Annotated in this window: 14 protein-coding genes; 12 read left to right on the forward strand and 2 right to left on the reverse strand. The window is 29.8% G+C overall.

Annotated elements, in window-relative coordinates; genetic code table 11:
* The first annotated feature begins 96 nt into the window (after positions 1–96).
* The 8 genes from JG780_RS02410 to JG780_RS02445 all read left to right on the forward strand — a co-directional run bounded on the left by JG780_RS02410 (position 97) and on the right by JG780_RS02445 (position 6961).
* Positions 97–441, forward strand: a complete 345-nt coding sequence (locus JG780_RS02410; protein WP_287569105.1) for an ArsR/SmtB family transcription factor — start codon at positions 97–99, stop codon at positions 439–441.
* Between the two features lie 4 nt (positions 442–445).
* A complete protein-coding gene (gene arsB, locus JG780_RS02415) occupies positions 446–1483 on the forward strand; it encodes an ACR3 family arsenite efflux transporter (protein WP_287569106.1) in 1038 nt (345 codons plus the stop codon).
* A gap of 43 nt (positions 1484–1526) precedes the next feature.
* Complete coding sequence (locus JG780_RS02420) at positions 1527–2303, forward strand: metallophosphoesterase family protein (protein ID WP_287569111.1); 777 nt, start codon at positions 1527–1529, stop codon at positions 2301–2303.
* 16 nt (positions 2304–2319) lie between these two features.
* Positions 2320–3084, forward strand: coding sequence for an SDR family NAD(P)-dependent oxidoreductase (locus tag JG780_RS02425; RefSeq protein ID WP_114702805.1), 765 nt, complete (start codon positions 2320–2322; stop codon positions 3082–3084).
* 171 nt (positions 3085–3255) lie between these two features.
* Positions 3256–4926, forward strand: a complete 1671-nt coding sequence (locus JG780_RS02430; protein ID WP_287569107.1) for a 2-oxoacid:acceptor oxidoreductase subunit alpha — start codon at positions 3256–3258, stop codon at positions 4924–4926.
* The gene (locus tag JG780_RS02435; protein WP_114702807.1) at positions 4926–5723 is read left to right on the forward strand and encodes a thiamine pyrophosphate-dependent enzyme; all 798 of its coding nucleotides are present in this window, start codon (positions 4926–4928) and stop codon (positions 5721–5723) included. Before JG780_RS02430 ends, JG780_RS02435 begins: the two co-directional genes overlap by 1 nt.
* Positions 5724–5738: 15 nt before the next feature.
* Complete coding sequence (locus tag JG780_RS02440; protein ID WP_004103056.1) at positions 5739–6113, forward strand: hypothetical protein; 375 nt, start codon at positions 5739–5741, stop codon at positions 6111–6113.
* Between the two features lie 20 nt (positions 6114–6133).
* Positions 6134–6961 (forward strand): cytochrome b5 domain-containing protein, encoded by an 828-nt coding sequence (locus JG780_RS02445; RefSeq protein WP_287569108.1) that lies wholly within the window; start codon positions 6134–6136, stop codon positions 6959–6961.
* A gap of 52 nt (positions 6962–7013) precedes the next feature.
* Here JG780_RS02445 and JG780_RS02450 read toward each other — a convergent pair whose 3' ends face one another.
* Both JG780_RS02450 and JG780_RS02455 read right to left on the reverse strand, forming a co-directional pair.
* A complete protein-coding gene (locus JG780_RS02450; protein ID WP_287569109.1) occupies positions 7014–7382 on the reverse strand; it encodes a hypothetical protein in 369 nt (122 codons plus the stop codon).
* A gap of 124 nt (positions 7383–7506) precedes the next feature.
* Positions 7507–7701: a hypothetical protein gene (locus tag JG780_RS02455; protein WP_038042547.1), complete on the reverse strand. Its 195-nt coding sequence runs from the start codon at positions 7699–7701 to the stop codon at positions 7507–7509.
* 276 nt (positions 7702–7977) lie between these two features.
* On the opposite strand from JG780_RS02455, the gene JG780_RS02460 reads away from it, so the two are divergent.
* The 4 genes from JG780_RS02460 to JG780_RS02475 all read left to right on the forward strand — a co-directional run.
* Positions 7978–9186: an ABC transporter substrate-binding protein gene (locus JG780_RS02460; RefSeq protein WP_004103058.1), complete on the forward strand. Its 1209-nt coding sequence runs from the start codon at positions 7978–7980 to the stop codon at positions 9184–9186.
* Between the two features lie 54 nt (positions 9187–9240).
* Positions 9241–10110: a carbohydrate ABC transporter permease gene (locus tag JG780_RS02465; RefSeq protein ID WP_004103059.1), complete on the forward strand. Its 870-nt coding sequence runs from the start codon at positions 9241–9243 to the stop codon at positions 10108–10110.
* A 1-nt stretch (position 10111) separates the two neighbouring features.
* Positions 10112–11392, forward strand: a complete 1281-nt coding sequence (locus tag JG780_RS02470; protein ID WP_004103060.1) for a carbohydrate ABC transporter permease — start codon at positions 10112–10114, stop codon at positions 11390–11392.
* A 28-nt stretch (positions 11393–11420) separates the two neighbouring features.
* A partial coding sequence (locus JG780_RS02475; RefSeq protein WP_287569110.1) for an ABC transporter ATP-binding protein occupies positions 11421–12100 on the forward strand: 680 nt, incomplete at its 3' end.

Here is a 12100-nt window from a genome sequence, read left to right on the forward strand (position 1 = left end):
ATTCCCGCACATATGTGCGGGAATTTTTTTTGACATATATAGGAATAAAAGTTATAATTATATTACCATATGGTCATATAGTTAAGAGGTGATTATATGATTGAAGTTATAGAAATTATAAAATTATTTTCAAATGAAACAAGGGCAAGGATACTATTTTTAATTTCTAATACAGAAGTATGTAATTGTGATATTGAAAATGTTCTTAATATAACTCAATCTAATGTTTCAAAACATTTAAAACAGGCTGAATTTTTGAAATTAGTTAATAAAAGAAAAAATTCCTATTGGACTTACTATAGTTTGAACCAGGAGATGTTAAAAAGATATAGCTTTATAAAAGAAATATTGAAAGAATTAAGTAAAATTGATCCATTTAAAAATGATTTAAGAAATTTAAGAGAGTATTTAAAAAATCCTGGTAGATGTGAAAGGAGGTAAAAATATGAAAAAGAAAATGAGATTTTTTGAAAAATATCTCAGTGTTTGGGTAGCTCTTTGTATAATAGGGGGATTTTTACTTGGAAAGGTTTTACCTCAAGTCCCAAAAACTCTAAGTAAATGGGAATATGCAAATGTATCAATTCCTATCGCAATTTTAATCTGGTTAATGATTTATCCTATGATGTTGAAAATAGATTTTTCAAGCATTAAAAATGTGGGAAGAAACCCAAAAGGCCTTATAATTACTTTGACTGTTAATTGGTTGATCAAACCTTTTACAATGTACTTTATAGCCTATTTCTTTTTAAAAGTAGTTTTTGGAAATATAATTGGTGTTGAGTTATCATCTGAATATGTGGCAGGAGCTGTTTTGCTTGGAGCGGCACCTTGTACAGCTATGGTTTTAGTATGGAGCTATTTGACAAATGGAGATGCCTTATATACTCTTGTTCAGGTAGCTATTAATGATCTTGTAATATTGTTTGCTTTTGCTCCCATTGTTTCATTTTTGTTGAAAGTTGGAAATATTACAGTACCTTTCAAAACACTTATATTTTCAGTAGTTATTTTTGTTCTTATTCCTTTAATTGTAGCAATAATCACAAGGCATTATGTAATTAAGAATAAGGGAAAAGAATATCTTGAAAGAAAATTCATTCCAAAATTTTCAACAATCTCTATTATTGGGCTTCTTCTGACTTTAATACTTCTTTTCTCCTTCCAAGGTGAGACTATAGAAAAGAATTTTATACACATCTTACTTATTTCAATTCCGTTAATTATTCAAACTTTTCTTATTTTTACTATTGGATATTTCTGGGCTTATTTTTGGAAAGTTCCACATTCAATTGCTGCACCTGCTGCAATGATTGGAGCAAGCAATTTCTTTGAACTTGCAGTTGCAGTTGCTATTTCTCTCTTTGGAATGAACTCGGGAGCTGCACTTGCAACTGTTGTTGGAGTATTAGTTGAAGTTCCAGTAATGCTTACACTAGTCAAAATAGCAAATACAACGAGAAAGAAATTTAAAAATGCATAGGCATTAAATTGTGGTATAAATAATAATGGAGGTTGATAAAATGATGAAAATAGCATTTATTTCAGATGTACATTCAAATTTAGAAGCCTTGGAAAGTGTCTTAGAAGATATAAAAAAGGAAAATGTTGATAAGATATTTTGCCTTGGGGATCTTGTAGGTTATGGACCAAATCCAAATGAGGTTATAGAAAAAATAAAAAAGGAAAATATTATTTCGGTAATGGGAAACTATGATGATGCAGTTGGGTTTGAAAAAACAAGTTGTGGTTGTTCTTATAATCCTGGAAGAGAAACTGAAGTTGGTGATGAATCATTATCATGGACAATTAAAGTAACAAGTAAAAATAACAAAGAATTTTTAAAAAATCTTCCAAAAAAACTTTCATTAGAAGTTGAAGGAGTTAAAATTTTACTTGTGCATGGAAGTCCTTTGAATCACTTATTGGAATATGTAAAACCATCTACCGATCCAGAAAGATTAAAATTAATTGCAGGATCAGTTGAAGAAGATATCATAGTTAATGGCCATACTCATTTGGCTATGGCAAAGCATTTGTATGGAAAAACAATTTTAAATCCTGGTAGTGTTGGTAGAACCAAGGATGGAAAACCAGGAGCAACTTATTTAATATTAGAAATTGATAAAGGTGTGTTTAGTTATAGATTTAAATTTGTCGAGTACGATGTTAAAAAAACCGTTGAAAAAATAGTTAAAGTGGGTCTTCCAATTGAACTTGCAACTGTTTTGGCTCTTGGTTCAACATTTAATATGGGACCATCAAAAAATAAAAAAAATGATCTAGGTATTTTTAAAGTTTAATAGTGGGGGTAAAATTATGCCAAAATTTCAAAAAGGTGAATGGGTTTTAATAACAGGCGGTTCTTCAGGAATTGGTGAGGAATTTGCATATCAACTTGCTGAAATGGATTTGAATTTGGTTTTAGTGGGAAGAAGTGAGCAGAGACTAGAAAGTGTGAAAAGAAAAATAGAAAGTGTTAATAAAAATATTAGGGTTGAGACATTGTCTTTTGATTTATCAAACGATATGGAAGATCTTATTAAAAAATTAGATAATTATCCTATTGATCATCTAATTAACAATGCAGGATTCGGTTGGTACGGAGAATTTGTTAATGGTAATAAAGAAATATATGAAAATATGATATCTGTAAACATTAAAGCATTAACGATTTTAAGTTATCATTTTTCAAAAAAGTTTATTGAAAAAGGAAAAGGTGGAATAATAAACGTTGGTTCAGTTGCAGGATTCTTTCCTATTCCACACTTTGCAGTATATGGTGCGACAAAAGCCTATGTTTATAGTTTATCGTATGCACTCTGGGCTGAGCTAAAAAAACACAATGTTCATGTTATGTGTTTAGCACCTGGAAAGACAAAAACTAGATTTTTTGAAAGAGCTAATATGCAGAATTCAGATAAAACAATGAGTGCAAAGAAAGTTGTCGAAGGAGCATTAAAAGCTTATTCAAAAAACAAACCACTTTATATTCCAGGATTTTCCAATAAACTTTCCTATCTATTAGTAAGAAAAATTTTTAGTGATAAATCTATATCAAAGCTATTAGAAAAAAATTTTTGATTATATAATGTATTTAAAAAACGGGCTTATTTAAGCCCGTTTTTTTTTTTTAAGTGTTTAATATAAATCGATAAAATTTTTATTATATAAAAAGTTTTAAATTAATGTTAATTTTGAGAATTATTATCAATATGGTATAATTAGTTAGAACTAATTAGAAGGGGGGATTATATGAAAGAAATTTTTTCAATAGTACTTAGCGGAGCTGCTGGTCAAGGAGTGCAAACTGTTGAAAATTTATTTACAAATATTGCCAAAAACTCTGGCTACTATGTATTTGCAACAAAAGAATATATGTCAAGAGTAAGAGGTGGAAATAATTCTACTGAAATTGTTATTTCTTCAAAGCCTGTTAGGGCATTTAGAAGAAAGATTGACCTATTAGTTGTTTTAAATTCAAATGCTATTGAAAGATTGCGTGATAGAATAGACGATGAAACAATAATTATAGGAGAAGAAAAATTCATAAAAGGTGAAAAAAATGCTATCTTTGTGCCTTTAATTGATATTTCCAAGGAGTTTGGAAGTATTATTTATGCAAATTCTGTTGCTGCAGGAATATTGTCTGGAATAATTAATGCTGATATGGAAGTTGTTAAAAATACAGTAAAACAATATTTTTCAGAAAAAGGAGAAAATGTTATTCAAAGTAACCTAAATTCAATTTTAAAAGGCTTTGAAATTGGTAAAGATTTAAATATTAATTTTGAAATTGAAAAAAACAATGATGTTAAGAAGCATATGTTATTTAATGGTTCAAAAGCAGTTGCTAATGGAGCGGTTGCTGGTGGCTGTAATTTTATATCATCTTATCCAATGTCTCCTGCTACTGCTGTATTTACTGAACTTGCAAAAATGTCTAAAGATAAAAAAATAATTGTGGATCAGGCTGAAGATGAGATTGCTGCTGCAAATATGGTTATAGGGGCTTGGTATGCTGGTGCACGTGCACTTGTTTCTACTTCTGGTGGTGGTTTTGCGTTAATGGAAGAGGCAATCAGCTTATCTGGAATGATTGAAACACCGATAGTTGTTCATTTAGGTCAAAGGCCAGGCCCGGCTACTGGGCTTCCTACAAGGACAGAACAAGGTGATTTGAATTTAGTCCTATATGCAGGCCATGGTTCATTTCCAAGAATAATTCTTGCCCCTTCAACTCTAGAAGAAGCATTTTACTTGTCTGCTCAAGCTTTTAACTTTGCAGACAAATTTCAAGTTCCAGTATTTGTTTTAACAGATCAATATTTTTTGGATACATATTATAACGTTGAAAAATTGCCAAGAGTTGAGGTTCATAGATACATTGTTGAAACTACAAAAGATTATAAAAGATATGAACTTACTGAGAATGGAATTTCTCCTAGAGGAATTCCTGGATATGGAGAAGGTGTAGTTAGAGTTGATAGTGATGAACACGATGAATACGGACATATAACTGAAAGTCCAAAAGTTAGAGTAGATATGGTAAATAAAAGAATGAAAAAGTTAAATGAAATTTTAAAAGATTTTATTTCACCAGTATTGTGTGGGAATAAAGATTATGAATATCTTTTTGTTTCTTGGGGTTCAACTTCTCAAATTTTAAAAGAAGCGATAGAAGAATTAAATAATGAAAAAATTGCTATGTTACATTTTCCTCAGGTATATCCTCTTGCAAGAAAGATTGAAGATTATTTGAAAAAGGCTAAGAAAGTTATTTTTGTAGAACAAAATGTTACTGGACAATTTGCAGATTTAGTCAGAGTGGAATTTGGTATTGACACGTCGAATAGGATTTTGAAATACGATGGATTTCCATTCTCTGTAGAAGAGTTGAAAGAAAAGATTGGGGAGGCGTTATAATGTTGAACGTAAAATTATATGATATTCCTGATGCTGATATTGCTTGGTGTCCAGGCTGTGGTAACTTTGGAATACTTAATGAATTAAAAACTGCACTTTCTGAATTAAACTTAAAGCCTAATCAAGTTGTTATTGTTTCAGGTATTGGTCAAGCAGCAAAGATGCCTCAGTACGTTAATGTGAATATGTTTAATGGTTTACATGGTAGAACTCTACCAGTTGCAACTGGAATAAAATTGACAAATCCTTCCCTAGTTGTAATTGCCGAAAGTGGTGATGGATGTACATATGGAGAAGGAGGTAATCATTTTATTCATACAATAAGGAAGAATCCTAATATCGTTAATATAGTTCATGACAATATGATATATGGATTAACAAAAGGTCAAGCTTCACCAACAACTCCAAAAGGCGTAAAAACGACATTACAATTTGATGGAGTTTATATTGATCCATTTAATCCGATTGCTGTTGCAGTTGCTTTGAATGCATCATTTGTTGCCAGAACGTTTATGGGTTATACAGAATTAACTGTAGAATTAATTAAAAAAGCAATTAACCATAAGGGATATGCTTTGATAGATATTTTACAACCGTGTGTTACTTTTAATAAATATAATACATATCAATGGTACAAAGAAAATACATATATTCTTCCAGAAGATTATGACCCAACTGATAGAAAAAAAGCTTTTGAGATTGCTATGGATACTAGTAAATTAGCACTTGGTCTAATTTACAAAAATGATTCAAGAGATGTATATGAAGATTTTCATCCAAGGATAGAATTATTCTAAAGGAGAGAGATTATAATGGTTGAATTTCTAGGCTGGTTCAATGTATCACTATTAGTATTTAACTTTAGTTCATTTCCTCTAAGGCTTTTAAATCAAAAACTAAAAAATGGCAAATTAACATTTTTAATAAGATTTTTAAAAAAATATCACAAAATAACAGGTCTTTTTTTGGTAATAAGTGGTTTTATACATGGTTTTTTAGCATTAGGATATAATTTTTATTTTCATACAGGTAGTTTATTATGGTGGATGATTATTTTGATGTTCTTATTTTATTTATTAGGAAAATTGAAATTTTTAAAACGTAAGTGGATTTACTTTCATAGAAGCTTAGGTGTATTATTGGTTGCATTTTTATTAATTCACTTATTAAATCCTTGGCTATTTTAATTTTTGAAGGAGGGGTAGTTATGAAAAGGTTATTTAGTGTATTCTTAATTTTTATTGTGTTTTTAGGCTTTTCTTTATCATTGGAAGATATGTTAAATAATGAAAATATGTTTGTTATATCATATGAGAGTCTTACTAAGAATGATGGTGAAAATGGAAGTTCTTGGGTTTCAGTAAATGGATTAGTATACGATTTAAGCGATGTAAAAGCTTGGGTAGGCGGTGTGCATGCAAATGGACGATTTAAAGCGGGGAAGGAATACACTTATGAAATATATTCTATTTCACCACATGGAAAAGCTATAGTTGAAAAATACAAGCCAATTGGAATATTAGGTTTTACTATTGAAGATTTAAAGAAATTCAATAGTGAAAAATTTTTAATTTCATATGAAGGAATAGTATACGATGTAACTAATTCAAAAACTTGGAAAGAAAAAATAGGTTTTAATTTGGAAGATAAGGAAGTAACATATTTTATAAAAGAGAAAAAATATTCAGACTTTACAACTTGGGATAATATTTATCAAGTAGGTCTTTTAATTATTCCTTACAGAGATTTAAGTATGTACAATGGTAAAAATGGTATGAAAGCATATGTAGCAGTTGAAGGAAAAATATACGATGTAACATATTCAAAAAGATGGAAAAATGGAAACCATATGAATAAACACTCGGCAGGCGAAGAGTTAACATATGAAATAATAAAATTTTCTCCACATGGAATGAAAAAATTAGATAATGTATTTAAAATAGGATACTTAGTTTTTCAAAAAAATGAAAATTATACAATAAAGGAAAATAAAGTTTTTAAAAATGGTTATTTAATAGGTTACATTATAAAATAAAACAAATTTACTCCCCCTTTTTATATATCAAAGGGGGAGAATTTTTTTTATGTTATTTTTTATACATATCCATATTTTCAAAAATAACATACTCTAAGTTTTTAAAATTTATCGCTATTTCAAGATCGGCATTAATTTGAACTAATGTGTTGTATATTTTTCTTCTAATTTTATCATTATAATCAATTGGCAAATAATATCCTAATGTTACATGTGGAATGTAAAAGTCATTTTGTTTGATCAAAGTATCAAATTTTTTTCTAGTATTTAATAGTAGATTTAATTCCTCTTCATTTGTTGGAGAAAACATTATTCCAATGGCTGAGCCACCATTGTAGAGACCTAAAGATTTCATCTTGATTTTTTTACTTGATTTTATTTCTTCTAGTATTTTTCTTGCCTTCTCTTTGTTGTTTTTCATGCAATTTTCAATTTCTTTAGTTATATTATAATTGCAAAGATCATGTAATGTCATATGAAAATATTTTTCTGATAAAGGGTGTGCTAAATAATTGCCTAATTTAGAATATAATTTTTTTGAATATTTAAAACCTTTTTTTATCTTCTTCTTCTTCCAAGAAAAAAATAATTGTATCTCCCTTGAAATCCTTATAGTTACCTTTTTCATCTACCTTAAGAAAAAGTTCATTTTTTGGATTCCATTCTTTTAGTAAATTAACCAATGAGTTTTCCTTTAATTCTTTTAACTTTTCGATATATTTATTAAAATTTAGTTTCATAATACACCTCCATAAAAGAAAGTTTTTTCAAATTTTAGAATATAATGGAGATTATTTCCATAAAATTGAAATAAATAATATTTTTTTACAAAATTTAAATATGGTATTATCGAGTTGAAGTTGACCATAACTTTATTAGAAAAACTATCTATCAATATTTTGAAAAAATACTAGATGATTATAAAGAATCTTGTAATTATTTTAACATATTTGACAATAAAATTTGTTTTCAAAGTAATTGTATAATTCTAACTTATTCCATGAGGAGGTGGGGTTATGAAAAGATTATTTGTTTTGTTATTAGTAATTACAGTTATTATGGCTTTTAGTGTTGAAACGTTGGTTGTTAGTTCAAGGCTTTGGACTCCTCCAACAGAAAAAGAATTTATTTTAAATGAGATTATCAAGCCATTTGAGGAAATGTATAACGTTAAAGTTGTTTTCCAAACAATGGATGATGAAACAATGTTAAAACAAGTAAAAGTACAAAAGGAAACAGGAAAAATTACTACTGATGTTATTATTGCTTATGCCACTAAAATGCCAGAGTGGGTTGAAAATGGTTTAGTAGTAGACCTTTCACCTTATGTTAGCAAATGGACCGATAGGCACTTTTCTAAAGGTTTTGATTCCATGACTGTTTTTAATGGTAAAAGATATTTCCTCCCTGTTGGAGCTGATGTATATCTTACGCTCATTAATAAAAAAGCGTTGCAATATAAGCCAGCTGACGTTGATGTTCAGAATCTTACCTGGGAGCAGTTAGCTGAATGGGCAAATTTAGTTGCTCAAGGTGAGGGAGAAGGTAAATTTGCTGTAACTGGTGTTCCTATGAAATCACTCATTTACCAAATAGGTGCAATTTCTTTATCATATGGTGGTCATTGGCCAAATTTAGATAATCCTGGAGCAGTTGCTGCATGGTATTTGATTTATAAAATGAAAGATGCATTTTCACCTGCAGTAAAAACATACGATGATACAAGACCTCCAATGAAAAGAGAAGAAACTTGGATGACTGTTGCACATTGTGCTCGTGTTGGTGAAGTTTATAAGAGCAATCCAACTCAATTTATTATTGCGCCTGCTCCAAAAGGACCTGCAGGTATTGGTTCAATTGCTGGAACAAGTGGTCTTGCAATTGTCAATGGTACAAAACATTTTGATCTCGCTTTAAAGTTCTTAGAATATATGACAAGACCTGATATCATGGTTAAATCTCATAAAGGAACAGGTGGATTTATCCCTCCAGTTGATGAAGCAATCAAGTATTTAGGAAATGATGAACAAGATGAAGTTATTAAAAATGCTATTAAAGTTATGAATCAGGGAGTTCTTTCTTACATTGCACCAATTTGGAAAGATTGGGGACAAGTAAAACTTGTCTATGATGAACTTTTTAAAAAGATGATTCTTGAAGAAGGGAAATTGGATGTTGATATGCTTGAACTTTATCAACTTCAAATTGATGCACAAAGAAAATAAAAATAAATTTTTGGGGGCTGCATGCCCCCTTATTTAAATGAGAGGTGATAAATTTTGACAAAGACTTTTTCAAAAAAATGGATTCCATATTTTCTTATTGCCCCAACGTTAATCTACTATATAATTTTTTGGTTAAGGCCAGTTGTTTCTGCAATTTACTATAGTTTTTTTGACGACAATAATGTCTTTACAATTAATAATTACTTGACAATTTTTAGAGATGAGTACTTCAAAAAAGCAGTTATTAATACTTCTATTTTTGTAGTCATATCGGTAACTCTTGAATTTGTTGTTGCTCTTGGGCTTGCATTGATAATTAACAAAAAATTTAAAGGTGCCCAAGTTTTATTGTCTATAGCACTAATCCCTATGGCACTTCCTGCTGTTGCAGTAGGTGCAATGTGGTCAAGTGGTTTTGCCACATATGGATGGGTTAACAGTTTGTTATACCATTTAGGATTGATTTCTGCGGATGGTAAAATTGCTTTTTTAGCTGGGAATGATTTTCAATCGTTAATGTTGATAATTCTTATTGACGCGTGGCAAGTTATTCCTTTTATGATGGTTATTCTTCTTGCTGGACTTCAAGGTCTTTCTAAAGAAGCAATAGAAGCAGGATACATTTTTGGTGGTTCAAGATTTACAGTTTTAAGAAAAATAACTTTGCCTATGCTTAAACCAAGTATTCAAACTGCTTTAATTTTAAGAATAATATCCGCAATTCAAGTGTGGTTAATAATAGTAATGATTTATGGCTATAGAAGAATTCCTGTGTTACTAGAAGAAGTGGTATTTTATGAGGAACAATTATTAGGTTTCTATAGAGTTGCTCTTGCCTACTCTGTTATTGTTGCTGCAATTGTTTCTGTTGTTTCAATAATTTATTTGAAAGTCTCTGGCGCCTTTGAAAGGGAGGAGCAATGATATGAGAGTAAATAAAATTTTAAAACAAACACTTTTTTATCTTGTTGTTGCTGGAATTATTCTTGTAATATTAACACCGATATACTTTTTAGTAGTAATTTCACTAATGTCGGACCAGGAAGCTTACGATTGGCCTACTCAATTAGTACCTTCTTTTTTTAATAATTATAAACTTGAAATAGTTGACGGAAAATTTTTGATCAGCGTTTATAGTTCTGCAAAGAAAAAATATTCTACACTAATTAAAACAAATGATTTTGAAGAATTGCAAAAATTTGTAAGGAATAAAACAAATTCAACTATAAAGAAAGAAATATTTGATATTCAGGTTAAAAAGTTAAATGAGTTGATAAGTAAAAACAGTGAAGAAATAAGTAATTTAAGAAATAAAATTGCAAGTTTAGAGTCTAAATTAAATACAGTAACGGTTAACCTAGTAAGATATAAAACTCAATTAGAAAAGGCAAAAAAAGCTAATATGAATAATTTGATTTCAATAATTAATGAGAAAATTATTGAATTTGAAAATGAAAAGAGAGAATATGAAAAACAAATAAAAGAGTTGAATGAAAGACTTGATGAAATAGGCTCTGTAAAATTTTCAGTTTCTAAGCATTTATTTGATAATTATGTTAATTTTTTCAGAGTAACAAGTGATGCTCTTCCTGCCCTATTTAGAAGTATTCAAGTAGCAATTTTAACTGTTCTTATTTCCTTAACTATTGGTGGAATGGCAGGTTATGCATTTGCAAGGTATAATTTTAAAGGGAAGAATTTGCTGAAATTGAGTGTTCTATTTGTAAGAATGTTTCCAGGAATTTCAATTGCAATGCCAATGGTTATAATTCTCATAAATATGGGATTTTATGATAAACCTATTGGTCTTTCATTAGTTTATTCTGTTGGGCAAATTGGAATGACAATATGGATAACAGCAAGTATTTTTATGGGAATTTCTAAAGAGTTAGAAGAAGCTGCTATGATATTTGGGACCACAAGATGGGGAGCATTTTTTAAAGTTACATTACCTCTGGCACTTCCTGGATTGGCAGCAAGTGCAATGTATGCCTTCATAGGTAGTTGGTCTGAGACTGCACAAGCAATTGTTTTAACTCAGTTTAATCCTACCTTCCCAGTTGTTGTCTATCAAACACTTGTAGGTGCAAAAGGATTAATAAATTTGACTGCTGCTGGAGGTGTTTCACTTGCACTTCCTGCTGTTATTTTTACCCTGATTATTAGAAGGTACATTTTGCAAATGTGGGGCGGAGTAAAAGTATAAAAACAATTATAAAAAGGAGAGATGATACATGGCTACACTTGAGCTTATAAATCTTTCAAAAAGATATGGAAAGAATGTTTGGGGAGCAAAAAATGTAAATCTTAAAGTAAATAATGGAGAATTCATAGTTTTTCTAGGGCCATCTGGATGTGGAAAGACAACTACTTTAAGAATGATTGCAGGGCTTGAAGAAGTTACTGAAGGAAAAGTGATTATTGATGGAAAAGACGTAACATATTTAGAGCCTAGAAAGAGAGAAGTTAGTATGGTTTTTCAAAGCTATGCGGTTTGGCCTCATATGACAGTATATGATAATATTGCCTTTCCATTAAGATTAAGAAAAATGCCTATGGATGAAATTGATAAAATTGTTAAAGAAGTTGCTGAGATGGTAAAAATCGAAGAACTTTTAAAAAGATTTCCTTCCCAATTATCCGGTGGACAAAGGCAAAGAGTTGCACTTGCTAGAGCTCTTGCAGTAAAACCAAAAATATTTTTAATGGATGAACCACTTTCAAATTTAGATGCGAAATTAAGAGTTAAAATGAGAACAGAGTTAAAAGCAATACATCATAGAACAGGAGCTACTACCATTTTTGTTACACATGATCAATCAGAAGCAATGTCTATGGCAGATAGAATAGTTGTTATGAGAAATGGTAAAATAGAACAAGTTGGAACTCCAGATGATGTTTACTTTTACAGTGC

It is taken from the genome of Thermosipho sp. (in: thermotogales) (assembly GCF_020054775.1).
In the GTDB taxonomy this organism is placed as follows: Bacteria; Thermotogota; Thermotogae; order Thermotogales; family Fervidobacteriaceae; genus Thermosipho; species Thermosipho africanus.

Bases quoted from the DNA above. Each gene is read 5' to 3' on its own strand.
- JG780_RS02410 (WP_287569105.1), top strand. From the start codon at position 97: ATGATTGAAGTTATAGAAATTATAAAATTATTTTCAAATGAAACAAGG.
- arsB (WP_287569106.1), top strand. From the start codon at position 446: ATGAAAAAGAAAATGAGATTTTTTGAAAAATATCTCAGTGTTTGGGTA.
- JG780_RS02420 (WP_287569111.1), top strand. From the start codon at position 1,527: ATGAAAATAGCATTTATTTCAGATGTACATTCAAATTTAGAAGCCTTG.
- JG780_RS02425 (WP_114702805.1), top strand. From the start codon at position 2,320: ATGCCAAAATTTCAAAAAGGTGAATGGGTTTTAATAACAGGCGGTTCT.
- JG780_RS02430 (WP_287569107.1), top strand. From the start codon at position 3,256: ATGAAAGAAATTTTTTCAATAGTACTTAGCGGAGCTGCTGGTCAAGGA.
- JG780_RS02435 (WP_114702807.1), top strand. From the start codon at position 4,926: ATGTTGAACGTAAAATTATATGATATTCCTGATGCTGATATTGCTTGG.
- JG780_RS02440 (WP_004103056.1), top strand. From the start codon at position 5,739: ATGGTTGAATTTCTAGGCTGGTTCAATGTATCACTATTAGTATTTAAC.
- JG780_RS02445 (WP_287569108.1), top strand. From the start codon at position 6,134: ATGAAAAGGTTATTTAGTGTATTCTTAATTTTTATTGTGTTTTTAGGC.
- JG780_RS02450 (WP_287569109.1), bottom strand. From the start codon at position 7,382: ATGAAAAACAACAAAGAGAAGGCAAGAAAAATACTAGAAGAAATAAAA.
- JG780_RS02455 (WP_038042547.1), bottom strand. From the start codon at position 7,701: ATGAAACTAAATTTTAATAAATATATCGAAAAGTTAAAAGAATTAAAG.
- JG780_RS02460 (WP_004103058.1), top strand. From the start codon at position 7,978: ATGAAAAGATTATTTGTTTTGTTATTAGTAATTACAGTTATTATGGCT.
- JG780_RS02470 (WP_004103060.1), top strand. From the start codon at position 10,112: ATGAGAGTAAATAAAATTTTAAAACAAACACTTTTTTATCTTGTTGTT.